Source organism: Sulfitobacter sp. IGS-18 (assembly GCF_059628195.1).
Genome location: NZ_CM184556.1, coordinates 1,368,081 through 1,392,218 on the forward strand (window position 1 = coordinate 1,368,081; position 24,138 = coordinate 1,392,218).

20 protein-coding genes, 1 tRNA gene and 1 pseudogene are annotated in these 24,138 nt (G+C 64.9%); 13 read left to right on the plus strand and 9 right to left on the minus strand.

The window, feature by feature from the left end:
* Window positions 1–10 precede the first annotated feature (10 nt).
* Entirely contained in the window at window positions 11–1,225 is a 1,215-nt protein-coding gene (locus tag ACWNZ3_RS06580; protein WP_496901604.1) for a bifunctional alpha/beta hydrolase/OsmC family protein, read from the minus strand.
* 163 nt (window positions 1,226–1,388) lie between these two features.
* On the opposite strand from ACWNZ3_RS06580, the gene ACWNZ3_RS06585 reads away from it, so the two are divergent.
* Entirely contained in the window at window positions 1,389–2,543 is a 1,155-nt protein-coding gene (locus tag ACWNZ3_RS06585; protein WP_496901605.1) for a trans-sulfuration enzyme family protein, read from the plus strand.
* Between the two features lie 424 nt (window positions 2,544–2,967).
* On the opposite strand, the gene ACWNZ3_RS06590 is transcribed toward ACWNZ3_RS06585, so the two are convergent.
* On the minus strand, window positions 2,968–3,648 hold the full coding sequence (locus ACWNZ3_RS06590; protein WP_496901606.1) for a DUF1295 domain-containing protein: 681 nt from the start codon (window positions 3,646–3,648) through the stop codon (window positions 2,968–2,970).
* Here ACWNZ3_RS06590 and ACWNZ3_RS06595 point away from each other — a divergent pair.
* Entirely contained in the window at window positions 3,613–3,840 is a 228-nt protein-coding gene (locus ACWNZ3_RS06595) for a hypothetical protein (RefSeq protein WP_496901607.1), read from the plus strand. The genes ACWNZ3_RS06590 and ACWNZ3_RS06595 overlap by 36 nt on opposite strands.
* A complete protein-coding gene (locus ACWNZ3_RS06600; RefSeq protein ID WP_496901609.1) occupies window positions 3,824–4,300 on the plus strand; it encodes a TetR/AcrR family transcriptional regulator in 477 nt (158 codons plus the stop codon). The genes ACWNZ3_RS06595 and ACWNZ3_RS06600 overlap by 17 nt, the downstream gene beginning before the upstream one ends.
* A gap of 13 nt (window positions 4,301–4,313) precedes the next feature.
* Here ACWNZ3_RS06600 and dddP read toward each other — a convergent pair whose 3' ends face one another.
* A complete protein-coding gene (gene dddP / locus ACWNZ3_RS06605) occupies window positions 4,314–5,657 on the minus strand; it encodes a dimethylsulfonioproprionate lyase DddP (RefSeq protein ID WP_496901610.1) in 1,344 nt (447 codons plus the stop codon).
* Window positions 5,658–5,780: 123 nt separating this feature from the next.
* On the opposite strand from dddP, the gene ACWNZ3_RS06610 reads away from it, so the two are divergent.
* The gene (locus tag ACWNZ3_RS06610) at window positions 5,781–6,497 is read left to right on the plus strand and encodes a heme-dependent oxidative N-demethylase family protein (protein ID WP_269365543.1); all 717 of its coding nucleotides are present in this window, start codon (window positions 5,781–5,783) and stop codon (window positions 6,495–6,497) included.
* A gap of 499 nt (window positions 6,498–6,996) precedes the next feature.
* Here the strand turns inward: ACWNZ3_RS06610 and ACWNZ3_RS06615 are convergent, their stop codons facing one another.
* The 5 genes from ACWNZ3_RS06615 to ACWNZ3_RS06635 form a co-directional block, all read right to left on the minus strand.
* Window positions 6,997–7,449 (minus strand): glyoxalase superfamily protein, encoded by a 453-nt coding sequence (locus ACWNZ3_RS06615; RefSeq protein WP_496901611.1) that lies wholly within the window; start codon window positions 7,447–7,449, stop codon window positions 6,997–6,999.
* A 264-nt stretch (window positions 7,450–7,713) separates the two neighbouring features.
* Window positions 7,714–8,517 carry a lytic murein transglycosylase gene (locus ACWNZ3_RS06620; protein ID WP_496901612.1) on the minus strand — a complete coding sequence of 268 codons (804 nt, stop codon included), beginning with the start codon at window positions 8,515–8,517 and terminating at the stop codon, window positions 7,714–7,716.
* 110 nt (window positions 8,518–8,627) lie between these two features.
* Window positions 8,628–8,876, minus strand: a complete 249-nt coding sequence (locus ACWNZ3_RS06625; RefSeq protein WP_274576231.1) for a hypothetical protein — start codon at window positions 8,874–8,876, stop codon at window positions 8,628–8,630.
* Between the two features lie 160 nt (window positions 8,877–9,036).
* Window positions 9,037–10,443: a type I glutamate--ammonia ligase gene (gene glnA, locus ACWNZ3_RS06630; RefSeq protein ID WP_269365535.1), complete on the minus strand. Its 1,407-nt coding sequence runs from the start codon at window positions 10,441–10,443 to the stop codon at window positions 9,037–9,039.
* Between the two features lie 31 nt (window positions 10,444–10,474).
* Window positions 10,475–10,813, minus strand: coding sequence for a P-II family nitrogen regulator (locus tag ACWNZ3_RS06635; protein ID WP_114273140.1), 339 nt, complete (start codon window positions 10,811–10,813; stop codon window positions 10,475–10,477).
* 175 nt (window positions 10,814–10,988) lie between these two features.
* Here ACWNZ3_RS06635 and ACWNZ3_RS06640 point away from each other — a divergent pair, with 175 nt between their 5' ends.
* On the plus strand, window positions 10,989–12,593 hold the full coding sequence (locus tag ACWNZ3_RS06640; protein WP_496901613.1) for an NAD(P)H-hydrate dehydratase: 1,605 nt from the start codon (window positions 10,989–10,991) through the stop codon (window positions 12,591–12,593).
* A 2-nt stretch (window positions 12,594–12,595) separates the two neighbouring features.
* On the opposite strand, the gene ACWNZ3_RS06645 is transcribed toward ACWNZ3_RS06640, so the two are convergent.
* Entirely contained in the window at window positions 12,596–13,117 is a 522-nt protein-coding gene (locus ACWNZ3_RS06645; protein WP_496901614.1) for a Hint domain-containing protein, read from the minus strand.
* 163 nt (window positions 13,118–13,280) lie between these two features.
* Here ACWNZ3_RS06645 and ACWNZ3_RS06650 point away from each other — a divergent pair.
* The 8 genes and pseudogenes from ACWNZ3_RS06650 (at window position 13,281) to ACWNZ3_RS06685 (ending at window position 24,118) form a co-directional block, all read left to right on the plus strand.
* Window positions 13,281–13,364: transfer RNA gene (locus ACWNZ3_RS06650), tRNA-Leu, on the plus strand.
* A 307-nt stretch (window positions 13,365–13,671) separates the two neighbouring features.
* Window positions 13,672–14,381, plus strand: a pseudogene (locus ACWNZ3_RS06655) (IS6 family transposase).
* 300 nt (window positions 14,382–14,681) lie between these two features.
* Window positions 14,682–16,685 (plus strand): ICP22 family protein, encoded by a 2,004-nt coding sequence (locus tag ACWNZ3_RS06660; protein ID WP_496901615.1) that lies wholly within the window; start codon window positions 14,682–14,684, stop codon window positions 16,683–16,685.
* A gap of 24 nt (window positions 16,686–16,709) precedes the next feature.
* Window positions 16,710–17,978, plus strand: coding sequence for an AAA family ATPase (locus ACWNZ3_RS06665; protein WP_496901616.1), 1,269 nt, complete (start codon window positions 16,710–16,712; stop codon window positions 17,976–17,978).
* Entirely contained in the window at window positions 17,978–18,979 is a 1,002-nt protein-coding gene (locus ACWNZ3_RS06670; protein WP_496901617.1) for a DUF58 domain-containing protein, read from the plus strand. Before ACWNZ3_RS06665 ends, ACWNZ3_RS06670 begins: the two co-directional genes overlap by 1 nt.
* 14 nt (window positions 18,980–18,993) lie before the next feature.
* A complete protein-coding gene (locus ACWNZ3_RS06675; protein WP_496901618.1) occupies window positions 18,994–20,688 on the plus strand; it encodes a hypothetical protein in 1,695 nt (564 codons plus the stop codon).
* On the plus strand, window positions 20,688–23,267 hold the full coding sequence (locus tag ACWNZ3_RS06680; RefSeq protein WP_496901619.1) for a VWA domain-containing protein: 2,580 nt from the start codon (window positions 20,688–20,690) through the stop codon (window positions 23,265–23,267). Before ACWNZ3_RS06675 ends, ACWNZ3_RS06680 begins: the two co-directional genes overlap by 1 nt.
* A complete protein-coding gene (locus tag ACWNZ3_RS06685; protein WP_496901620.1) occupies window positions 23,264–24,118 on the plus strand; it encodes a hypothetical protein in 855 nt (284 codons plus the stop codon). The genes ACWNZ3_RS06680 and ACWNZ3_RS06685 overlap by 4 nt, the downstream gene beginning before the upstream one ends.
* Window positions 24,119–24,138 lie beyond the last annotated feature (20 nt).

A 24,138-nucleotide genomic window follows, 5' to 3' on the forward strand; every position in this document is an offset into this window, starting at 1 on the left:
CCAGGGGGCGCTAGGCCACCAGTTCCGTGACCACCTCCGAGGACCGCTCAAGCGTGCGGTGCACCGGGCATTTGTCCGCGATTTCCAGCAGGCGCTGGCGCTGGTCCTCTGTCAGATCGCCGGTCAGCCGGATCCGGCGCCGCCAGGTGTCGATCTTGTCACCGGAGCCGGTTTCGGCGTCCTGTGCATGGACCTTGTCATGGCAGACATCCACGCTGACATGATCCAGCGGCCAGCCCTTGCGCCGGGCGTACATGCGGATCGTCATCGAGGTGCAGGCCCCCAGCCCGGCAGAAAGGAAACCATAGGGCGACATGCCCTTGTTGGTGCCGCCATAGGCGTGTGGTTCATCCGCCAGCACATGGTGGTGCGGGCCGCTGTTGATGTCCTGCAGAAAGCCTTCCGCATCCGCTTCGGAGACGCGCAGCACGCCTTCCGGCGCACCGGGGGGCGGGGCCGGGGGCGTCAGCGGCAGGTAGCGGCCCGCCCAGGTGGCGATGACCCCTGCGGCATATTCCGCGTCCCGCGCGCGGGGGATCAGATGTGCGGCGCCATCGAGGCTGACGAAACTCTTGGGGTGTTTGGCAGCCAGGAAGATCTGGCTGGCGTTGTCGATCCCCACGATCTCGTCGGTCGGGGCATGCAGGATCAGCAATGCGGCCTTCAGCCTGGCAATCGCCGGGGCCAGCGCGGCATCCGCCACATCCTCCACAAAGGCTTTGCCGATGCGGAAGGGCCTGCCGCCCAGCGATACCTCTGCCGCGCCCTCGGCCATGATGCGCGGCAGGGCATCGGCAAAGTTATGGGTCACATGGCCGGGGTCGAACGGGGCGCCGATGGTTGCCACCGCCCTGACCTGCGGCAGCAGCGGCGCGGCCTTGAGCACGGCGGCACCGCCCAGCGAATGGCCGATCAGCAGGGCGGGGGCCATGCCGCGCTCCTCCAGATAGCGGGAGGCCGCGATCAGGTCACCGACGTTGGAAGTGAAGGAAGTATTGGCAAATTCCCCCCGGGAGTGGCCCAACCCGGTGAAATCGAACCGCAAGACGGCAATCCCCATGCCTGCCAGCCGGGCCGCGATGCGGCGGGCGGCGGGGATATCCTTGCCGCAGGTGAAACAATGGGCAAAGAGCGCCGTGGCCAGATGCGGCCCGTCCGGCATGTCCAGCCTTGCCGCCAGCTCGTTGCCGTCATGGCCGGGAAAGGTGATGCGCTGGGGGGCCATGGGATACTCCGATACTGGTCTGGTGCCAGAGTGATCCGCTCCGCGGCATCGCGCAAGCCCGGGTCACACCAGTGTGACGCCCCGCGCATCGCCGTGAACGGGGCTGGAAGGGGGCGGGAACCGGGTGTAGCAAGGGGAAATACCTGATCCGGGAGAGCACCTTATGGCCGATACAGCAGACAGAGCATTGCACCCTGCCACCCTTGCGGCGCAGGCGGCGGGGGCCACGGATGAACAGACCGGCGGCGTGGTGCCGGCGGTGCATATGGCAACCACCTTTGCGCGTGACGAATCCTATGCGCAGCTTGTGCCCGGCAATACCTACCTGCGGTCGCACAATGAAAACGTGCGGGTGGCCGAGCGGCTGCTGACGCGGCTGGAAGGGGCGGCGGATACGCTGCTCTTCCCCTCCGGCATGGCGGCGGTGGCGGCAGTGTTCCGGACGGTGCCGAACGGGGCCAGCGTGCTGGTGCAAAGCCAGATCTACTGGGGCACAACCGCCTGGATCAGGGGGTTTTGCGCGCGGCGCGGGATCACGCTGCATGAGGTCGAAGCCGCAGACAGCGATGCCTTTGCCGCGGCCTGTGCCGCGCATCGCCCGGCGATTGCCTGGGTGGAGACGCCGTCGAACCCCTGGCTGCGGATCGTGGATATCGCCGCCGTGGCGGATGCGGCCCATGCGGTGGGTGCCAGGCTGGTGGTGGACAGCACCGCGGCCAGTCCGGTGCTGAGCCAGCCGCTGTCCTTCGGGGCGGATATCGTGATGCATTCGGCGACCAAGGGGATCAACGGCCATTCCGACGTGCTTTCCGGTGCGCTTTGCGTGGCGGATGCGGACAGCGCGATCTGGCAGATGATCCGCGAGGACCGCGACACCGCCGGGGCGGTCATGGCCCCGATGGAGGCCTGGCTGCTGACGCGCGGCATGCGCACCCTGCCGCTGAGGATGCGGGAAATGTCGCGCAATGCCATGGCGCTGGCGGAATTCCTGTCGGACCATCCGCAGGTGGAAGAGGTCATGTACCCCGGCCTGCCGGACCACAAGGGCCATGCGCTGGCCGCCCGCCAGATGCAGGGCGGTTTTGGCGGTTTGCTGTCCTTTGTCGTCAAGGGCGGGGCCGAGGCGGCCTTGCGCGTGGCCGGGCGGTTGCAATTGTTTCACCGCGCCACGTCGCTTGGCGGGGTGGAAAGCCTGGTGGAGCATCGCCATACCATCGAGCCGCATACCGGCATTCCCGAAGGGCTGCTGCGCCTCTCCGTCGGGATCGAGGACGCAGGCGATCTGCGCGATGATCTGGCGCAGGCGCTGGGGCAGTAGCGGGTGTCGCATGCCACGATAAGGCGGCTCGAAGCCCGGATGTTCTGATTCTTGTCGGGAGGTTGGGCGAGGCGATCCTGGCCTTTGACGGGATGCACGAGGGGCTGCTGTGCGGACTTTGTTGCCATGTCCGACATTCGAAACAGGTCGCGCCCGAACCGAGGGGTGGGCGAGTAGCGCCCGCGACACGCCGCAGGCGTGCCTCCTGCAATTGAACTGGCGCGCCTCCGGCAATTGAACTGGCGCGCCTCCGGCGCGACGGGGGCGGTTCGGGCGCTGCCAAAGCTATGCTTTGGCAATGGGTCTTCACTTTGAGGGCACAGGTTGGGGCGCACACCGTACCACTGCTGCGCCAGCCACGCGCGTCCATTTTGCACTCCGCTCTGGTGAGCGGTTTCGGCAATGATCCCCCGCCGACCGCCGCTCAGTAGATAAAGGGCACGAACCGCGCGGTGCGTTTTGCATAGGCCCTGAATTCCGCGCCATAGCGTTCGGCGAGATAGGCGTCGAGCGGCGGGATGTGGTAAAAGACGAACATTGCCGCCATCAGCAGCGGAATCGAAAAGGCCCAGAGCGAGGCTGTCAGCATCGCCCATCCGGTGAACAATATTGTATCACCGAAGTAGTTGATATGCATGGAATATGCGAAGAGACCGCCGGTGTAGCAATGCCCCTTCGCGCCGGGCTGCTGCTTCCAGGCGCGGCGCTGCAGTTCGGATCCGGTGTTCAGGTACGAGCCGATCAGCAGCAGGGCGGCACCCGCCCCGTCCCAGCCGGTGAGAGGCGCGGCGGTGCCCGAGAGGAAGCCCGCACCCAGCAGCAAGAAGCCCAGTTCGAAGACGGCCATGAAGGCGCTTAGCCCCAAAGCCTCCGCAATCGCGACCCGGCGTTGCATCAGCACGAACAGGGTCACCAGATGCCGCAGCCAGTAGAGCAGGGCGCATCCCGCCAGAATCCCGGCGCGGGTGGGGTCGGCCCAGTCGAACGGGCCGAAGGCGAGCCAGAGGGCGATCACAACGATGGCGCCATGCAGTGTGGCAAAGATCAGCTTTATGCGCAGGGAAGGGTCATGCCGGCGGTCGACGCCGCCTTGCGGGGCTGCCATCAATTGTTCCTTTCATGTCCTGCGGATGATGTGGCGGTTTTCGGTTCGGCGGTGTCCGGGGCGCGCCAGAGGTCGGGCATCCACTTCGCCTTTATCGTCCACTTGGTCTATAAAGCGGGGATAGACCTTGCCGATGGGATGTGTCAATTTTTAATTGACCAGATGGACGAAAAAGATGCCGAAAAGAGTTGACCACGAGGCCTACAGCCGGGCGCTGGCCGAACGGGCCGCGGCCTATTTCTCGGCCCATGGCTATGCCGGGACCGGGATGCGCCAGATTGCCGACCATCTGGGCGTGTCGAAAAGTGCGCTCTACCACTATTTCCCGAACAAGGAGGCGCTGTTTCTGGCCTGCACCAGACAGATCATGGCGGGCCTCGATTCCGGCCTGGTCGATCCCGGGGCGTCGGAACAGGAGAACCTGGACCACCTGCTGGAGGTTATGCGGGTGAACTTCGGCGCGGAAATGGCGCTGGTCTTCGACTATCTGCGGGGCAAGACGCGGGCAGAGATCGCACAGGACGAAGCGATGCAGATGGCAATGGAGAGCTACCGCGCGCTGGTCGCGCGCATCGTCGGGCAGGCGCGGGCCGAGAAAACCCTGGCCCGGCTGCTCGGGACCCTGCTGCTGGAATATTGTTCGGGAAAGTGAGGGGCAACAGGGCTCAGCCCCCCATCAGCGCCGCATCCCATTCATATTCGGTCAACCGCTCGAAACCGTCTTCGGTGATCAGCACCTGATCCTCCAGCTTGATGGAAAAATCGCCCCCCTCGGGTGAGACCAGCGCCTCCACGCAAAGTGTCATCCCGGCTTCCAGCGGGTAATCATAGGCCCCGGCCACCGCCTTGTCGGGATAGGCCACCAGCGGCCATTCATCGCAGAGGCCGACGCCGTGCATCAAGCAGCCGTATTTCTGTTTCTGGAATTGCGCATCCAGCACATGGGTGCCTGCGGTCAGCTCCGGGATCATCACACCGGGTTTCAGCATTTCCATGTTCTGCATGATGTGTTCGACGCCATGCTGCATGGCATAGATCATGTCGGGGCGCGGTTTCCGGTCGCCCACCCACCATGTGCGGCTGATGTCCACGCAGATGCCGTAGCTGCCCACCAGATCGGTGTCGAAGGCGATGATTTCATTGTTCTGCACCACACGCGGGCCGCATTCCTGGAACCAGGGATTGGTGCGCGGGCCGGAGGTGAGCAGGCGGGTTTCGATCCATTCGCCGCCGCGTCGGATGTTTTCGGCGTGCAGGACCGCCCAGATGTCATTCTCCGTCACTGACGCCACGGGCACCTGCGCGCGGGCGAAGTCCTCCATCGCGCGGACCGCGGTTTCGCAGGCGTGGCTGGCGCAGCGCATGGCGCGGATTTCCTCGGGGCCCTTGATGGCACGGGATTTCTCGGTGATCTCCTCGCCGTCCACAACGGTGAACCCCTGTGCCTCCAGCGCGCGCAGACCGTGCAGCATGATCTTGTCCACCGCGATCCGCATGTTGCCGGGGCCTGCGTGTTCGGCGCAGAGAAGGCGGACCTCGTTGGCAAAGGTATCGGCGGCCACATCAATCTTGTCGCCCCGGTCGAAATAGAACAGGTCCGCGCCGGAGCGCCGTTCGCGCACCAGCGGGTTGAATTCGCTGAGGAAGATGCCGTTCTTGTAGTCCCAGATCACCATGTAGCCATCGGCGCAGAGCAGCACGGCGCGGAACGGGTTATGGGTGTTCCAGAGCTGCATGTTGGTGCTGTCAGTGGCATAGCGGATGTTCAGCGGGTCGAACATCAGCAGCCCGGCCAGCCCGCGTGCCGCGATCTGCGCGGTCAGCCGTTCCCAGCGGAACTGGCGCATGGCGGGCAGGTCCGGCAGCTGCAGACCCGCTGCCGCCCATTCGTCGAAGGCCAGGCGCGTTGGCCCGATCTCCACCCGGTTGGCATCATTGGGGCTGCCATCGGGCAGCGCCGGGCCATGGGCGGGGTCGATCTTGCGGGTGTCGCGGAAGTGCTTGTTCATGGCGGGCCTCCTTGTATTGGACCACGATGCCGGAGGTGGACGGGGGATGTTTGGTAAAAACCGACCCCCGGAGATGTCGTTTTCGCAGGACGCGGGCAGGGGATGGCGTTAGGTTGCCCGGCGATGAAAGAGATCCTGCACGAAGATTTGCCGCCCGAGATGGCGGTGCCCCCCGCGCTGCCGGGCGTGGCCCCCTGTGCGGCCGACGACTGGCTGCGGGTGGATGAGACCTATGGCGCGCAGATGCGCTACCGGCTGGCCCTGCTGGCGGAAAAGCCGCAGGCGGTGCTGTGGGAACCTGCCGCATCCCGTGACGCCGCGCTCGAAGTGCTGGAGGAAGCTCTGGCGCTGCTGCCGGGGAAAGGCTTTGCGGTGCAGGGGGATCAGGTGCGATGCCCCGATGGCCGCGAGGTGGCGCTGGACCGCACCGCGCCGCTGCGCACGCTGGGGCAACTGGTGCAACAGGACATCTGCGTGATGGACAAGCAGGGCGACCAGCATGTGCTGGTGGCTGCGGTCCTGTGTTTTCCGGCGAACTGGCGGCTGGCGGAAAAGGCGGGCCGCCCGCTGACCGATATCCATCTGCCGGTCGATGCCTATGACGCCGGGATCGCCCGCCGGGTGCAGCGGTTGTTTGACGGGGTGCAGGTGGGCCGCCCGCTGTGGCGGTTCAACCGGCTGGCCTATGGCGATGCCGATCTGCATCAACCCGCCCGGAAGGATCAGGGCCTGGTGCGCCGGTACGAACGGGCAGAGCGGCAATGCGTGGTGCGGATGCCGCGCACGCGGGCCGTGGTTTTCAGCATCCACACCCATGTGGTGCGGCGCGCAGCGGGCTGAGCCGCCGCGCGCCGCTGTGTCACATCGGGTCTATAGCGCTTCAGGTATATCCCGAAGCGCCATAGGTCCGGCACGTTCGGCTGTCGTTTTCCTGACTATGGCGCGCCGCGCGCCGGAGTTTTTGAAAACTCCGGTCCGTTTTCTTTGAAGAAAACGCAAGGCTGGCGGCGGCGCATGTGCCTGGTTCCGGCACGTTCGGCTGTCGTTGCCCTGATTGTGGCGCGCCGTGCGCCGGAGTTTTTGAAAACTCCGGTCCGTTTTCTTTGAAGAAAACGCAAGGCTGGCGGCGGCGCTTGTGCCTGGTTCCGGCACTTTCGGCTGTCGTTTCCCTGATTGTGGCGCGCCGCGCGCCGGAGTTTTTGAAAACTCCGGGCCGTTTTCTTTGAAGAAAACGCAAAGCTGGCGGCGGCGCTTGTGCCTACATCGTTTCGGGATAGGCCTGAAACATCCCACATCACTTTTCGCCTGGGGCCAAAGGGAGGGGCAGCGTACAAGTGATTCAGGTATGTACCGAAGCGCTCTGGCTTAAGGTCGGGCGCTCTAGCACCATATGCGGCTGACCGTCAGAGGTTTTCTGCGGTGACTGGCCATGGGCGTTCACGGTGGTGTTGACCTGCCGCCGGAACGCGCTGAACAGTTCCGAGGTGACCACGTCGATGGGCCGGTCGAACCGCAGGGTCAGCGCCCAGTAGCCCGAGGAGGACTGCCGCGCGGCCTTGACCTCTCCGACAAAGGGATGGCCGAGGTAGCGGCCGGTCACGCGCTGGCCGGGGGCCCAGCCGGGGTGGCTGTTGGCGGCACGGGCGGCGATGGTGTTCCAGTCGCGCGCGCCCCATTGATGGGCCACGGTCTCCAGCGCTTCGGCATGGCTGAGGGTCTGGCCACGGGCAGCCAGATCGGCGCGCAGGCGTTTGGCCTGCGCCTTGAGGACGTCACGGGAAGGGGTAGTCATCTTTACACTCCGTCTCGCATGAAGTGACGTGGGGGTCCGCGTTGCCCATCAATCTTGCGAGATTGAAGGTAGATCATCGTTCAGGACTTCACCGGACTGCGGACGGCAGGGGCCTGACCCTGATGCCCAGATAGGGCGCAGGGTGGATTTGCGCAAGGGCCGGCGCGGCGCATCCGGCGGCACTGTGGCTTTTGAGTATTCCCGGCAGATATTAGAAAAGCACGCGGCACGGGCATGGGTGACGCCCAGGGCCCGAAGGGCCGATCAGCCGTCGATGCGGGCGCCCATGATCGCGATCGCCTGTTGATAGACGGTGGCGGCGTTCCATTGCTTGATCACGCGGAAGTTCGGCTGGCCTTCCTGATAGCCCTGTCCGGGCTGCCAGCCCTTGCGGCGCAGGAAGTTCGCGGTGGAGGCCATGGCATCAGCCTGGTTGTAGAAATCCACCCGCCCGTCGCCATTGCCATCGACACCGTATTGCAGGGCATTGCCCGGCAGGAACTGGGTATGGCCCAATTCGCCGTGCTTGGCGCCCTTGGTGTTCACGGTGATCGCGCCACGGTCCACCAGTTTCAGCGCGCCAATGGCATGCGGCACGAAAAAGCTGGAGCGGCGGCAGTCATAGGCCAGCGTCGTGATCGCGGAGACCACCGATGAATTGCCCATGAACCCGCCAAAGCCGGTTTCCATCCCGTGAATGGCAAGCAGCACGCCCGCAGGCACGCCGTAAGCGCGTTCCAGCGACTGGTAAAATCCCGGGTTCTGCGCCTTGCGCTTGCGGCCCTGCGCCACGATGGTATCGGCCCCGCGCACCTGCATGAACTTGGACAGGGAATATTTGAACGACTTCTGGTTGCGGTCCGCCGCGATGGTGCCGGTGGCATAGCTGGCCTGCGCCAGCGCATCGAGCCCGCGTTGCCCCACACCGGCTGCCTTGGCCTCGCCGGCAAAGGCCGCTTTCCATGCGTTGAACCCGCCCGCATTGTTGCCGCAGGTCGCGGCAAAACCGGGCGCGGCGAGGGCGGTAATAACACTCAATGAAACAACAACAGATTTGAAAGGGCGCATGATAATCCTCAGCCAATTGTAAAACGACGGACAGGCGTGCCGCGACCTGCAGCTTAGACCGGCAGGAACTTCGTGAAAAGGAAAACTCTGAAACGTCGGTGGCAGGCCGCTCAGTAGGACAGGATTTTCGAGGTCAGGATGCTGGCCATCTCCAGCGGGGAACTGGTGGGGCGATCCATCGCGTCCCAGGCAAAAACCGTGCCCCCAGCCATGAAGAAACACAGCATCAGCGGGGTCACCATATAGCTGCCCAGGCTACGCGTGCGGCGCTTTTTGCGCTGGCGGTCCAGCTTGCGGGCATGTTTCTCGATCCGGGCGACTCGGCTGGCAAAGACGGCTTCGTTTGCTGCATTGGGCATATCGGATCTTTCCGCTGGTTCAGGGCCTTTGGCAGTTTCCGGTATCGTCTCAAATTCGGTTCGAATTGTGACCGGCATGGGGTCAATTTCGGAAGGTTCCGGCAAGAAAAAGGGCACCCCCGCAGGGATGCCCATTTGTTTGCTCGATCTCGGGTCGTGATCAGCAGCTGTAATACATGCCGAATTCGACCGGATGGGGGGTGTGCTCGTACTTGTGCACTTCTTCCATCTTCAGCTCGATATAGCCTTCGATCTGGTCGCGGGTGAACACGTCACCGGCCAGCAGGTAGTCCATATCGGCCTGCAGCTCTTCCAGCGCTTCGCGCAGGCTGCCGCAGACTGTCGGGATATCCGCCAGCTCTTCTGCGGGCAGGTCATAGAGGTTCTTGTCCATCGCCTCGCCCGGGTCGATCTTGTTCTTGATCCCGTCAAGGCCGGCCATCAGCAGGGCCGCGAAGCACAGGTAGGGGTTGGACGCCGGATCGGGGAAACGCGCCTCGACACGTTTTGCCTTGGGCGATTCTGTCCACGGAATACGTACGCAGCCCGAGCGGTTGCGCGCGGAATAGGCGCGCAGCACGGGGGCTTCGAAGCCGGGGATCAGGCGCTTGTAGGAGTTAGTCGAGGGGTTGGTGAAGGCGTTCAGCGATTTCGCATGCTTGAGGATGCCGCCAATGTACCACAGGGCTTCCTGGCTCAGGTCGGCATATTTGTCGCCTGCAAACAGCGGCTTGCCGTCTTTCCAGATCGACATGTTCACATGCATGCCGGAGCCGTTGTCGCCATAGATCGGCTTGGGCATGAAGGTCGCGGATTTGCCATAGGCGTGGGCCACGTTGTGGATCACGTATTTGTATTTCTGCAGCTCGTCAGCCTGTTTGGTCAGCGAGCCAAAGATCAGACCCAGTTCGTGCTGGCAGGAGGCAACCTCGTGGTGGTGCTTGTCCACCTTCATGCCGAGCCGTTTCATGGTCGACAGCATCTCGGCGCGCAGGTCCTGTGCCTCGTCAACCGGGTTGACCGGGAAATAGCCGCCCTTCAGGCCGGGGCGGTGGCCCATGTTGCCCATCTCGTAATCCGTATCCGTGTTCCAGGATGCGTCGGAGGCATCAACTTCGTAGGATACCTTGTTGATCGAGTTGGAGAACTTCACGTTGTCGAAGAGGAAGAATTCCGCTTCCGGGCCAAAGAACGACTGGTCGCCGATGCCGGAGGAGATCAGATAGGCTTCGGCCTTTTCGGCGGTGCCGCGCGGGTCACGCTCATAGCTTTCGCCGGTGTCGGGTTCGACGATCGAACAATGCACGCAGATGGTTTTTTCGGCATAGAAGGGGTCGATATAGGCGCTTTCGACATCCAGCATCAGTTTCATGTCGGAAGCTTCGATGCTTTTCCAGCCCGCGATCGAGGAGCCGTCGAACATGAAACCCTCTTCGATGAAGTCCTCGTCCACCAGATCGCTGACGACGGTCACGTGCTGCAGCTTGCCGCGCGTGTCGGTAAAGCGGACATCGACATATTCGATGTCTTCATCCTTGATCTTTTTGAGGAAGTCTTTGGTGCTCATGGGCTGTGATCCTTTTGGCAGGTAATGCAGTTTACAAAGCGTCCGAACCGGTTTCGCCGGTGCGGATGCGGATGGTTTGTTCAACGGGTGTCACGAAGATCTTGCCGTCGCCGATCTTTTCGGTTTTGGCCGCTTCGATGATGGCCGCGATGGCCGCGTCCACCTGGTCGTCGTCCAGCACGACTTCGACCTTCACCTTGGGCAGGAAATCCACGACATATTCCGCACCGCGGTAGAGTTCGGTGTGGCCCTTCTGGCGGCCGAACCCCTTAACCTCGATGACAGAGAGTCCCTGAACGCCGACGTCCTGCAAGGCCTCTTTCACCTCGTCGAGTTTGAAAGGCTTGATGATCGCTTCGATCTTTTTCATGTCGGTCCCTTTTCGCGGAAAGCGTTGGCTTGCAAAGGCATTTCATTTTGACAGAGGGGAATCCATAAAAGGTCCAGCCTCTGTCATGCGGATGCAGGTTAATCCGCACGCTGCGGTGTTAAAATAGGCAAAGCGCCTAAATGATAGGCAGTATTGAAACGGAGCGGGGATCAGCATGGCCGAATTGCTCAGCAGCAAGGAGATGCGTGCCATCGAGGCGCGGGCGATTGACTCGGGCCAGGTGACCGGGCTGGAGCTGATGGAACGGGCCGGGCGCGGTGTTGTCGAGGCGGTTTTCGAGGAATGGCCGGCGCTGGCCGAGGGGCCGCATCGCGCCGTCGTGCTCTGCGGGCCGGGCAACAACGGCGGTGACGGGTTTGTCATCGCGCGGCTGTTGAAGGAGGCAGGCTGGCATGTTGCTGTTTACCTCTACGGTGATGCGGACAAACTGCCGCCGGATGCCAAGGTGAATTACGACCGTTGGGCCGGCATCGGCACAACCGGCGCTCTGGCCGATTGGGAGAGGTCGGAGGGCTGGGGCTGCGATCTGTTGATCGATGCGCTTTTCGGCATCGGCCTGAAGCGCGGATTGAATGCGCTCGGAAATCTCTTCTGGAACATGGAGGACATGGTCGATTGTTTCGCCGTCGAGCCCGGTCACAAGATCGGACGCCCGGCGATTGTCGCGGTGGATATGCCAAGCGGGATCTGCGCGGACAGCGGGCGTGAGTTTCCACACGAGGAGGAGCATCATCGGTTTTCCGTGGCCGCCCATCTGACCGTGACCTTCCACCGGCCCAAGCTGGGGCATTTTCTGGCGGAGGGTCCCCGCCAATGCGGCAAGCTGGTGGTCAAAGGCATCGGCCTTTCGGAGGAGCCTGCCCGCAAAGGGGTTCCGCGCGAACATCACGTCAACCTGTGCGAGGCGGTGCACCTGGACTGGCTGCGCAAGGATGTGAAGGGCCACAAATACGGCCATGGCCATGCGCTGATCTTTTCAGGGGGCGTCGGCAAGGGCGGTGCGGCGCGGCTTGCCGCGCGGGGCGCGCTGCGCATCGGGGCGGGCCTTGTTACCGTGGCCTGTCCGCCCGCCGCATTGATCGAAAACGCCGCACAGCTGAATGCGATCATGCTGCGCAGCGTCAAGGATGCCGCGGCATTGGCCGAGGTGCTAGGCGATGCTCGGATAAATGCGATCTGTATCGGGCCGGGGTTGGGCACCGGGGGGCGCGAGGCCGCGTTGGTGGGGGCTGCGGTGCGTGCAAAGCACACACCCTACGTCGTATTCGACGCGGATGCCTTGACGCTGGTGGCGCAGGATCAGAGCCTTTTCGATGCGCTGCATGACGGCTGTATCCTGACCCCGCATGGTGGCGAGTTCGCGCGGCTTTTTCCCGATATCGCGGCAAGGCTGGCTGCCCCGGCGACCAAAGGCCCGGCCTATTCCAAGGTGGACGCCACGCGGGACGCTGCAAAACGGGCGGGCTGTACCGTTCTTTTCAAGGGGCCCGACAGCGTGATCGCCCATCCCGACGGTAGCTGCAGCGTGCATTCAGCCCAATATGACCGCGCGGCCCCATGGCTTGCCACGGCAGGGTCGGGGGATGTGCTGGCGGGGATGATCACCGGTCTTTTGGCGCGGGGGCAGTTTACGCCTTTTTGCGCGGCTGGAACCGCCGCCTGGCTGCACGTCGAATGCGCGCGCAGCTTTGGCCCCGGCCTGATCGCCGAAGATCTGCCGGAGCAATTGCCGAAGGTTCTGAGGGGTCTGGGCCTGTAGGTTCAGGCGGCGTGCAGCACCGCGCCGCGTGCCTTGGCGGCATCCGCCGTGCCCAGTTCCAGCCCGTCCGCATAAAGGATATGCGGCCCGTCGCAGAAGACCTGGAACAGGGTGGTCTCATGGCTGCCGAGGTCGGTGATGAATTCGTTGTCCACCAGCGCCCGTGCCGCCACAAGCGCGCGTTCGGAGTTGAACAGCGCCCTCGCGCGCCAGTCGCGGATCAGCACCATCTGGTCCCCCGCGAGGATCGCGTCCCGCTCGGGCCGGGTATGGCCGAGGGAGCCTGCGGACAGCCCGATCTGATGCACGATGCGCGTGCTGCGCTGGATGTGCTTGACCTTGGAAATGCCGGTGTCGCGGGTGATGATCTTGTCCCCGACAGAGAGAAATTCCACCGGAATTTCGCCGTCAAGCGTCAGTAACATGGCACCTTGGACCAGTCCTGTGTCCAGGACGGCGTAGGGGGTGTATTGGCCCGCATGGCGATCTTCCTCGCCTACGCGCCCGACCGTATTCGGTTTCATGGGCGTCTCTTTCTTATCTGTACCTGCCTCAGGTTATCCCGAACATATGACAACAACTTGTTAATGTCTTGCCTTTTTTTAGACCGGCGGCCCGGCTTTTTTGGTCTCGCCTATCGCTGCCGGGTTTGGTAATCAGCGGTTCAGGCCGCGAACGGGGCCGCGTGCGGGTGTGGCGGAATTGGTAGACGCACCAGATTTAGGTTCTGGCGCCTTTGGCGTGGGGGTTCGAGTCCCTTCACCCGCACCAACTAAATGTAAATTTCGTATAAAAATCATATTTTTAAGGAGCGTTAATCTTGTCTTATCCCCCTATCTGTACACCCGTGCGGCCGCTCCGGGTTGGCTGATGAAGGAATTTAGCAAATTTCTACCGTGCCACCGTACTGCTGGGGATATTGAATAATCTGTTGACCCAAATCTGCTTGCTCCACGATGCCGTACCCAAATGTTGCCCATTCCTGTTTCCCAGCAAATTTCAGTGCAAGCCTGTCGTCGATCCGGGACTATTGCATTAATCAGTTGGTTTGGCCACTTTTGCGCTTTTAAGGTTGGACATGCTGCGTAATTTCCCGTTCAAGCATCATCGCTTCCCGCGTGAAATCATCTCGTGTGCTTTGCGTTGGTACCTGCCTTACCCACTGTCCTATCAGGATGTTGTCGACCTCCTGGCAGAGCGCGATGCCACCGTCGAGCGGTCGACCATCTATCGCTGGGTTCAGAAATACGGCCCCGAGTTGACCAAGCGCACCGAGAAGCAGTTGAGGCGTGCGATTGGAGACTGGTATGTCGACGAAACCTACATCCCCGTCGGCGGCAAATGGAGCTATCGCTGGCGCGCCATCGATGCCAACGGCCAGATGGTCGACCTCCGCCTAACCGCGCGACGCGATGCCAAGGCTGCAAGGGCCTTTCTCAAAAGGGCCATCCAGCGTGTGCAATTGCACCGGCTAGCTGCGATCATATCGGCAAGGCGCGCAGTCATCGGCTCCTCATTCGAGAGACCAATCTCCATTATGATCCTCATTTTGAAAGCATCCGGCATATCGATCGAAAATGGCGAAACAATCTGATCGAGAGCGATCACGCGGCCATGAAGCGGCTACTCGGATACCGGTAGAGCTTTCGATCCTTGCGAACGGCCAAGACGACCCTCAGCGGCATCGAGACAATCCGCACCATCAAACGCGGACAGATCCATCACAAGAAACCAGGCGTCAAAGGTGAGATCGAATTCATTCGCGGGCTGTTCGAAAACGCTGTGTGAACTTGCCGCGCTACCGCGCGCCAGCAGAAATATTGCAGCAGTCCGGGCTAGGTGGGGCTCCGCCAGTATCCCGTCCCCGATCACTATGCCTGCTTGCCCCGTTTTCACCGATCGGAATCGCCGCATTCGCTGGGGGGTCTTCGCTGATTGATTGTTGTGCCGCAGAGCGGAATAACCTAGCGTTGAAGAACGATATATTTGCAGCGTGGTCAGCCCATCATTTATCCGGTCAATTTTCTCAGAACACCCATCATTACCCCTAGGGGGGATCGGACGCTTTGGCAGATGGGGCCGGCGCGGTTGCTGTGGGGTGTTGCATGTGCCGTCGCTCTGGGCTGGCAAGCAGCGGCGCAGCCGCAGGTGTTTCTGGGGTGGATCGTGGTCGCGCAGGTGCTGCTTGCGTTGGCACTTGGGGTCGCCCTGGTCAGGGGCGGACTGTTCTTGGCGAAACTGCGGTGGCGACGGCGGGCCGATGACCATGACAAATACGATGATACCGCGCTGCTCGCGGGGTCTGAACGGTGCCGGTTCGTCGCCGCGCGGCTCGCCGCGGGTCTGTTGATGCTGATGCCCGTTACCGGGCTTGGCGCGATGCTGGCTGGCTTGCCGTTGTCGGCTGGCCTGCTTGCTTTCGGCATATGCATGGCCGGGCTTGTCGCGGCACCTGCGTTTCGGCTGGGCCGGTCGCTGGCGGCGGGTGTGACCGCCTTTGCCCCGGCCCCGGATGAGTGGGTGACGACGCCGCGCAGATCGTACAAGGCGCTGTCCCATCAGGAATACATAGATAAATCATGCGCTTATGTATATTCACAACCTCAGGAAGGCCGCCCCGGCCGTGATTTCCTCGCGCTTTGTACGCGCGCGGACGATTACTGGCCCGATGTTTCCGTGCTTCCGCATCGACGGTTCCTCGGATGGGTCGTCGCGGCGTTCAAACAGGCAGTCGGCTATCGCTACCATGCGCTTGGAGCTGCGGTTCTGGCCTGGCTGCTGGCGGTTGTCTGGCCGCCGGGCCTGTTGCCGGTGCTGCCCGGCCCCGCGGCGCTGTTCAACACGTTGACACCGCAGCCGGACCCTTCCGCCGACGATATGGAACACCAGGACCAACCGGCGCCGGACAAGGAAGAAGGTGCAGGCCCGGACACGCAGAGGGATGCGCCGTCCGACACGGACGGGCAGGACCGGCAGGATAATTCAGACGGCGACACCGGAGCGGATGGCACTGACGCCGGCTCACAGGATGGGGCGGGTGATGACGACGCCGCCGATCAAGGGCAGCAGAGCGGCGGGTCAGTCCAGTCAGGCGGCGATGACTCGGCAGATGGGGATGCGCAGGATGGTGGCAGCGCGCAGAACGACGCCGGGCAGGGAGCGCAACAGCCCAATTCTGGTGCGGACGGGCAGCAACCAAAGGACAGCGCGGGGCCTGAAGGGCAGGCGGACAGCGGGCAGGGTGCGCAACCGTCCAATGCCGGTCCGGATCGGCAGCAGACTCCCGATAGCGCGGGAAAGCAGTCGCAAGCCGATGATGAGCAGGGCGCGCAACAGCCCGACGCAGGTGGCGATGGACAGCGACCACATGGTGGCGCGAGGCATCAGCCGCAAGCCGACGGTGGTCAGGCTGAGCAGGGGGCCGACGCAGGTCCCAATGGCCAGCAGCAACACGATGGCATGGACAGTGACCCCGATACGGCGCAATCCGGTGCCGCACCGCAGGAGAGAGCCGGGCAGGGGGCCGGGCAGCAACCTCAGGATGATGCCGGACCGGGCGAAGCGGGAGACACCCCGGACACTGGCGCAGAGGATACCGGTGCAGGCGCGGGTGAGAGCGAAAGTTCTGCGGCGGCGGACCCGTCTGCCGATCCAGCCGCACAGGGCGGCGAGGGGGGTGAGCCGGGGGCGGCGGGGCCTGACGGACCGAGCGAGGGAGAGATCGCTGGCGTGACGGATCAGCCGGGCGGGCCGGACGGTCAGGACGAGAACGCACAGACACCGGTCGCCGACATCGGCGCACCGGCGGGCCGGTCGACCCTGGCACCGCCACCCACCGATCCGCCGCCAGGCGCGACCGGGTCCGGGATCGACGTCGCGCCGGTTGTCGCGGCGGGCGGCGCGGAAGGCGAGGGCGGCAACGCCATCGAAACCGACGCGCTCAATCCATTTTCGGTGCGCGCCACGCCACCCGATCCCGTTCTGCTGACCCCGCCCGACCCGGTGACCTATCCCGACACACTCGTGCCGCCGCCGGATCCGGTCCAGACCGTTCCGTCCTGGATCAACGACCTGATGCCAATCGAACGCTAGACCCCGACCAGAAGGATACTGCCCATGTCGAATACATTCATCGACGACGACGACATCCGGTTCCTGCACGATGTGCGCCAACGCACGGAACGCAAGATGAAGGGGATACCGGGCATCATCAACGCGCTGATGATCGCGTTGATCTGTCGCGGGCATGTCCTGCTGGAAGGCAACCCGGGCCTGGGCAAGACCGCCCTGATCCGCGCCTTGTGCGACGCGCTGGGGCTGGTCGATACCGGCACGGAGGGCGAGGACAACTTTGAAAAGGCGGTGGGGCGCATCCAGTTCACACCCGATCTGATGCCGTCGGACATCACCGGCACGCGCCTGCCGGACGGCAACCGCGAACTGCGATTTCAAAAGGGGCCGCTGTTCTGCAAGCTGCTGCTGGCGGATGAGATCAACCGCGCCACCCCCAAGACCCAGGCCGCGATGCTGGAGGCGATGGCCGAATTCCAGGTGACCGTGCTGGGGCAACGCTATGCGCTGTCGCACCCGCTTGACCTGTCCCTGCCGTCGCGGGGGGGCGGCGCGCTGAGGGCCACTGTCGATACCCCGTTTCTGGTGATGGCGACACAGAACCCGGTGGAGCAGGAAGGCACCTATCCACTGCCCGAGGCGCAGCTGGACCGATTCATTTTCAAGGTGCTGATGCCGTTTCCCGCGCGCGATATCCTGCAAATGATCGTGGCCAAGGATGTCGGCGGGCTGCCGGGCCCGGATGCGGATGGCACCGAAGAAGAACCGTTCGATCCGGACGAGACGATGGCGCGTCTGCATAGGATCGGCAAGGCGCTGCGCGCCAACAGGCCCAGCCAGCAGGTGCAGGAACATATCCTCAACGTCGTGCTGGCATCGATCGGGGACATGACGCAACTTGGCCAAAGCGGTCTGAGCGACCGGCGCATCGCCGAACTGCGCGATTTCCACGCCGCACACATCGACTATCCGCTGGGGCCGCGCGCCGCCACCTCGCTGACGTTGGCGACGCTGGGTTGGGCTGTCGTGGCCGAAATCGAAGAAGGGGAGGGCGATCAGGTGGCGTCAAAATCCACCGAAAGCCTGGCCAAGGTGGCGGTTGCGGTGTTGCGGCATCGGATGAAGTTCAAGACCGTCGGCTTCGATTTCGAGGACGACACCGGGTCGGCGCGCGCCGGTTCGAAGCTGTCGCAGGCGGAACAGCATGACAGCCACATCCGCGATTTTCTGCGACTGACCGCGCCCGAAGATGCCGCCTATGTCGCGGCTTTCGGTGCCGCCCTCGACAGCGCGGCTCGGACTGTCCCGCTCTGATGGCGCGGGGGGCCAACGGTCAGCAACTTGGCGTCGCGCCCCCGCTGGATGCGCGGCGCCTGGAACGGCTGCGGCTGGCGCTGCGCCGCACCGTGCCGAGCCGTGGACTTGGCGCGCATCTGCACCGGCGCATGGGCCAGTCGATGGAGTTTCGCGAACATCGGACCTATGTGTTCGGCGACGACATCCGAAAGGTCGATTGGGCCGCGTCGGCCCGGCGCGGCGACGGCGACGATCTGGTGGTGCGCGCGTTCGAGGCCGAGGAACGCCGCACGCTGGTGCTGATCGTCGATTGCCGTCTTGCGATGGCCTTGCCGCAGCCGCTGGAGAAACTGCGGGTCGCGTTCTGGATCGCGCAATGCGTCATGCAGGCCGCCCTTGCCGAGGGCGACAAGGTTCTGTTCGGCACGCTCTTCGGGCCGGATGATACCAGGATCCACAAGGTTGACGGCCCGCGCGGCATGGCCGGGGTACGGCAGATCGCCACAAATCTTCTGGCGCGCCGTCCGACACAGGCCGATTGGGAACAAACGCCGAAGATGCGTGTCGATGCGCTGATCGACGCGCTGCCGCCGGTGGCGGCGGTGGTGGTGATCAGCGACATGCTGTTTCCCGATCAGCAGGGGCGTTTCGCCGCCCTTTCCCGCAGCGCGCAAAAAGGGTTCCGCACGTTTCATGTGGTCGAACTCGACAGTTGGCCGATGGAGCGCGCCGCGCTTGAGGCCGGACCGTTCCGGCTGGCCGGGCAGGAGGGCCGCCGGTTTCGGGATGGCCTGTCCGAGGTCACGCCCGGTTTCCTGCAAGAGGCGGACGCCCGGATCGCGGCGCATCTTAGGGGCTGGCGTAGGCGCATCGCGGGGCCTGGCCTGATCTGGCCGCGTTTGCCCTATGCCCTGCCAGCCACTGTCGCCCCGACGGTGAAAGAGGTTCACGGCTGGTTCCAAAGCACGCTGCCAACCGCGCCGTTCCTGCACGGGCTGCTGTCGCGGGTGGGCCTGTGATGTGGGCCGCCGGGATGTTGGCGGTTGGGGCGCTGGTCGCCACGGTCGCGTTTCATCTGCGCAAGCAGACTTTTCGCGACATTCGTGTCTCCGTCGCTGCCCTGTTGCCCGAGCCGCCGCAGAGCAAGGCCCCCAAGACCCGGATTTCCCTGGTGGCCCCACTGATGTCGCTGCGGTTCTGGATCCGGCTGGCGGTGATCGGTCTGCTCTTGATGGCGCTGGCGCCTTTCCTGTGGGCGCTGGCGCTGCCAGCTGCGCCGGACAGCCGCGCCGTGGTGGTGCGGATCGTGCTGGATACTTCGGCCTCCATGCAGGTCGGTGGGCCGGGCGCGTCCCGGTTCGATCAGGCGCTTGGCGTTTTGGCGGGGCTGCCGGCGCGCATCGCCGCCGCTGCACCGGATGCCTGTACCGAATGGGTCGTCGCGGGGGCACGATTGGCGGCGCTCGATGCCGGGGCCGCCCTGCCCGCGCGGCCCGACCGGGACGGTGCGCCGGTGGGGCGGTTGCTGGCGGCGCTGTCGCCGCAGGTCGCGGGCAGTTGTGGTGCGGTGCCCACCCATGCGGTTGTCGTGACCGACACCGCGCCGCGTCCGGTGCCCGCCCCGGTGTTTGGGGGCCATGTGATCTGGCATCAGGTCGGCGCGCCATTGCCCAACGCGGCCATCGACGCGGTCAGTCTGCTGGGCGGCGGTCTGAGCGGGGTTGCCGCGAAACTGTCGGTGCGCATCGCGGTCTATGGCGCGGACCTGGATACAATCGCGGTGACCGGGCAGGGGCCGGAGGGGCCGCTTGACTTTGCCGTGCGCCGCGATCCGGACCGTGACCGGGGTTGGCTGGCCGAGGCCGAGGTGCGCACCGCCGGTCGCCATTACATCGAAATTGCGCCCGGGGGCGGTTTCGACGGCGATGACCGGGTCACCTTGCAGGTTTCCGACCCTTCCAACGTGGCGGTCGATTGGCAACTGCCCGCGCTTCCTGCCCCCGCCCGGTTCGTCGCGGCACCTCGGCACGGGACCGACGCCATTCGGGTCGCCCCGGTTCAGGCGCTGACCGCTGGCGGCGATCCGGCGCGGGCCGAAAGCTGGCCTGCGGGCCGGTTTCTGGGCACCTACGCGGGCTGGCGGACCGGCATCCCGACCGAGATCGGACCCTTTCTGCACCAGCACCCGATCCTGGCGGGGCTCAACCTTGATGTCTGGGCCGACGGGCCGCCGACGCCCGCCGGTGTTACCCTGCCGCCCGGCTTTGTGCCGGTCCTGCGCGCGGATCTGCCGGGCGCACCGTTTTGGATTGCGGTGCGCGAGACACCAAGGGGCGCGATCGTGCCGACGCCGGTGCCGGGCGGCGATAGCGATCAGGCGCGGCTGGGGGCGGTGGTCTTTTTCAATGCGCTGCGCTGGGTGGCTGAGGGCGGCGGGGCGGATGCGCTGACCCCGGTCTGGCGCGATGCCCAGGGCGGGATCGTGCAAGAGGCGCTGTCGGAAAGCGATACGGCAAGGGCGCTGGCAGAGCCGCCCGACTATGCAAGGTTGGGCGATGCACCACGTGCCGCATCGGTCGGGCCTGCCGACAGTCCGGCTGATGTGGCCGCGTCGTCCGGCACTGGCGCGGAAACCCCGCTTGCCCCTTGGTATGTCCTGGCCGCCCTGGTGATGTTGCTGATCGACCGCGCCATCGGGCCGGTGTGGCGCAGAAGGGATCAGGCGTGATGATCTGCGGCTGGGTCCAGGGGATTGGAGTGGCGGGGCATGTGCTGGACTGTGCCGCCAGCGGGCTGGCCCCGATGCTGGCGGGCGGCGTCGCCGTGGCCGTGGGCCTGGCGACCGTGATCTGGCTGGTGGTGGCCCGACCCGGCCTGTGGGGCACGGTCTGTGGCGGGCTGGCGATCCCTGCCGCGCTTTTGCTGGGGGCAGCCGCCGGATTGCCCGAAGCGCGGCGGATCGCCGACGCGCCGCCCGGCGGGCGGTTGGTGATCCTGCTGGACAATTCCGAAAGCGTGCGCCGTGAGGGCATCGGGACGCTGGAGGCGGCAAGGCGCGGCGCGGCGGACCGGCTTCAGGCCTCGCTCGACGATGCACCGGATCTGGTCGGCTGGTCGGCAGATGTCTGGCAATTCGGCGCAACCGTGCAACAACTCACCCGTGAGGTGCCCGTGCAGAATGCGGTTGCGGCGCTGCGAGGCGTCGCGCTGGACGCCGCTGCACCGGCGGCCCAGACAGACATCGGCGTGGCGCTTTCGGCGGCGCTGCGGTGGATCGGGCAGGGGCCGGGTGCGGGGGCGGTCTGGCTGGTCACTGACGGTCATGCTACCTTGGGCCGGCTGGAGGCGGCGCTGGACCGGGCGGTTGCCGCCGGCGTGCCGATCCATACCTATCCGGTCGGTTCGACCCGTCCACTGGCCGGTCTGCTGGCCCATGATCTGGGGCCGGACCAGGCGATCGGGCGTCCCGCCGTTCTGCGGGGGACCGTGCTGGGCGGTGGCGTTCTGGACTGGAGCATCAACGGGCGCAGTCAGGGCGCGGTGCCCGTGTCCCCCGCCGACGCCCCGCGCGCGTTGCGTCTGACCGCCGATTTCGAGGAACGCGGGCTGAATTTCATGTCCCTGCGGTTCACGCCCGAGGCCAGCCGGACAGCGCCGCGGGAGGAGACGCTTTTCGCTCTGGTACGCGGACCGGCGCGGGTACTGGTCTATGGCGATGCGGCCTGGGTCGATGCCGCGCCCGCCGATGATTTCGTGATCCTGCGCGCTGCACCCGGCGATCCGGTCGATCCGGCGGGTTTCGACGCGGTGGTGATCGACGCGCAGGAGCCCGGCGATTTCCCAGCCGGGTTTTCAGACAGGATGCTTGCGGCGGCGGGGCAGGGCACCGGGTTGTTCATCGTGAACGGGCCGCTGCGCGGCAGCATCGAGGACAAGCAGCGCATGTCTGACTGGGAGCAAACCCCGCTTGGTGACATCATTCCGGTGAACAGCGATCCGCAGGTCTATCTGACCGACCCGCCGAAGCGCGACGTGATGATCGTAATTGACAATTCGAAGTCGATGTCAGGTGACTCCGCGATCCTGGCGGTGCAGACGGCACACGCGCTGATCGACCAACTGCGTCCGGAGGATTCGATCACCATCGTTCCTTTTGCGGATCAGGCCCGCGCGACCTTTGCGCGCGACACATCTGCGGGCAGTACAGTGGGGGATGCAAAGGCCTTCGTCAGCGGTTTGCCGATTGGCGGCGGCACCAACGTGGCGGCTGCCGTTGCGGCAGCGGCGGCGTTGACCGGGAACTACTGCTATCTGTTCTTTATCGGGGATGGGGACGCATATAATCAGAAAATTCGGCAGCAACCGATCTGTTCGATCACCACCATCGGGGTCGCCGGAATCGTGTTGCCCAACTTCGATGTGCCCGACGGGCAGGAAATCACGCTGGCCCCCGGCCAAAGGATGGGAAAGATCGAATTCGAGGTCTTCAAACCCGTGCCGCGCGATTTTTTCTGGCGCGAGGGTGGGTTTCAGTTGCGCCAGCCGCAGGTCGATGCCGATTACGGCCCGAGCATGGCGGTCGACGGCAACGCGCTGAGCTATGTGCGCGAGGAAAGCGAAATCGTGGCGATACGGCTGGAACCGCCGCCCGATCCGATGCTGGTCTTCAGCCCGGCAGAACTGCGCCCGCTGGCGGTGGGGGTGTTCATGGGGGCAATCCCGGCGCAATGGGCGCGCGCGCCCGGCGGTCCGACGGCGGTCGAGGACATCCTGACCCGGCTGGTAGCGTGGAAGGACCCCGACCGTTTCGACATTGCGCTTGCGCTGGACGGCGACCGGTTGACCACCACGATCACCGCGCTGGGCGATGCGCCGCTACCCGCGACGATTTCGGGCACGATCCGGCTGCCCGATGGCACCGCCATTGGTCTCGGGCTGGAACGCGGCACCGTTGCGGGGCAGTTTGTCGGACGCAGCCGCCTGCCCGGCATCCGTCAGGCGCAAAGGGGTGTTTTTCTGCTTGATACCGCCGACCGTGGCAGGGAGACTATTCCCATACAGATCCCCGCCACCACGACAGCGGCACCCAAGACGGATAATTTGAGTGAAATAATGAGTTTCGGGACCGATCACGAGGTGTTGGAGCAGGTTCGTCTGCTGACGGGCGGTCTTGATCTGACCCGTGGCACCCCGCGCATCGGCCAGCAAGGGGCAACGCCCCCGGCGCGTGCGGTCTGGCCCTGGTTGATCGCGCTGGGGGCGATGTTGTTCGCGGCCTCGCTGTATCACCGGGGGACACGGTTGTGACGCTGCCGTCGCCGGTGCGGCGCGAACGGGCGCGGCTGGACCGGCTGCGCGCGGACCGCGACCCGGTCCTTGCCGCTGGGGCGTTGCAGGCGGCGGTCCTGTCGGCGCTGGCGGTCTGCCTTGGCCCGGCGAGCGGGCTGGCCGCGGGGCCCATCGGTGCGCAGCATCAGGCGCAACTGGGCCTGTGGTTCGACGGTCAGGCGCGCGATGCGTGGTCGCGCGCGTCGATCGAGGCGCGGACACGGCGGCGTCTGCTGATGACCGCCCCCGGCGCCTGGAGCGCCGCCCAGCAGGATCTGCTGGGCCTTGCCATTGCGCCCTCCGTCACCGCGCGCCTGCGCGATACCTTCGCCCGGTCGTTCCGCCGCCGAAGCGCGCCGGTGCCCCCCGAAAGCGCGCCCATTCTGCTTGCCCTGTCGGAGCAGGCCTGGGCGGCCTATGGTTTCAACCTTCGGCTGGCCCAGGCGATGCACCGGACTCTGCGGCGCGAGGTGATCCTGCATCCGCCCGACCCGCAGCGCCCGCGCCTGGCCCCGCAGACCTGCTGGCTGCTGATGGACCTGTTTAAGGGTGCGGTGTTTGATGCGGCGGGCGCAGGTGTCATCGCGGCGGCAGAGGCGCGGGCGGTGCAGGCCGCGCGACAAAAGGAGTGGGCCGGATTCTGGGACCAATACGTGTTAATGCGCGCCGCGGGGCAGGGGGCCACCCTGCCGACTGATTTGCGCGGCCTGCCGCTGATCTCGGGCGGAGCGGATCCGCTGGTCGCCCCGACCCGGCACCCCGCCGCTAGACCCGACTGGCACGCGCACGCCCCCGCCTACGCCAGGCACCTGATCGGTGCCGAAACCTGAAACCCAGATCCAGAGAATGA

Coding starts and splice junctions, on each gene's coding strand:
- ACWNZ3_RS06580 (WP_496901604.1), bottom strand. CDS start 1,225: ATGGCCCCCCAGCGCATCACCTTTCCCGGCCATGACGGCAACGAGCTG.
- ACWNZ3_RS06585 (WP_496901605.1), top strand. CDS start 1,389: ATGGCCGATACAGCAGACAGAGCATTGCACCCTGCCACCCTTGCGGCG.
- ACWNZ3_RS06595 (WP_496901607.1), top strand. CDS start 3,613: ATGCCGGCGGTCGACGCCGCCTTGCGGGGCTGCCATCAATTGTTCCTT.
- ACWNZ3_RS06590 (WP_496901606.1), bottom strand. CDS start 3,648: ATGGCAGCCCCGCAAGGCGGCGTCGACCGCCGGCATGACCCTTCCCTG.
- ACWNZ3_RS06600 (WP_496901609.1), top strand. CDS start 3,824: ATGCCGAAAAGAGTTGACCACGAGGCCTACAGCCGGGCGCTGGCCGAA.
- dddP (WP_496901610.1), bottom strand. CDS start 5,657: ATGAACAAGCACTTCCGCGACACCCGCAAGATCGACCCCGCCCATGGC.
- ACWNZ3_RS06610 (WP_269365543.1), top strand. CDS start 5,781: ATGAAAGAGATCCTGCACGAAGATTTGCCGCCCGAGATGGCGGTGCCC.
- ACWNZ3_RS06615 (WP_496901611.1), bottom strand. CDS start 7,449: ATGACTACCCCTTCCCGTGACGTCCTCAAGGCGCAGGCCAAACGCCTG.
- ACWNZ3_RS06620 (WP_496901612.1), bottom strand. CDS start 8,517: ATGCGCCCTTTCAAATCTGTTGTTGTTTCATTGAGTGTTATTACCGCC.
- ACWNZ3_RS06625 (WP_274576231.1), bottom strand. CDS start 8,876: ATGCCCAATGCAGCAAACGAAGCCGTCTTTGCCAGCCGAGTCGCCCGG.
- glnA (WP_269365535.1), bottom strand. CDS start 10,443: ATGAGCACCAAAGACTTCCTCAAAAAGATCAAGGATGAAGACATCGAA.
- ACWNZ3_RS06635 (WP_114273140.1), bottom strand. CDS start 10,813: ATGAAAAAGATCGAAGCGATCATCAAGCCTTTCAAACTCGACGAGGTG.
- ACWNZ3_RS06640 (WP_496901613.1), top strand. CDS start 10,989: ATGGCCGAATTGCTCAGCAGCAAGGAGATGCGTGCCATCGAGGCGCGG.
- ACWNZ3_RS06645 (WP_496901614.1), bottom strand. CDS start 13,117: ATGAAACCGAATACGGTCGGGCGCGTAGGCGAGGAAGATCGCCATGCG.
- ACWNZ3_RS06665 (WP_496901616.1), top strand. CDS start 16,710: ATGTCGAATACATTCATCGACGACGACGACATCCGGTTCCTGCACGAT.
- ACWNZ3_RS06670 (WP_496901617.1), top strand. CDS start 17,978: ATGGCGCGGGGGGCCAACGGTCAGCAACTTGGCGTCGCGCCCCCGCTG.
- ACWNZ3_RS06675 (WP_496901618.1), top strand. CDS start 18,994: ATGTTGGCGGTTGGGGCGCTGGTCGCCACGGTCGCGTTTCATCTGCGC.
- ACWNZ3_RS06680 (WP_496901619.1), top strand. CDS start 20,688: ATGATCTGCGGCTGGGTCCAGGGGATTGGAGTGGCGGGGCATGTGCTG.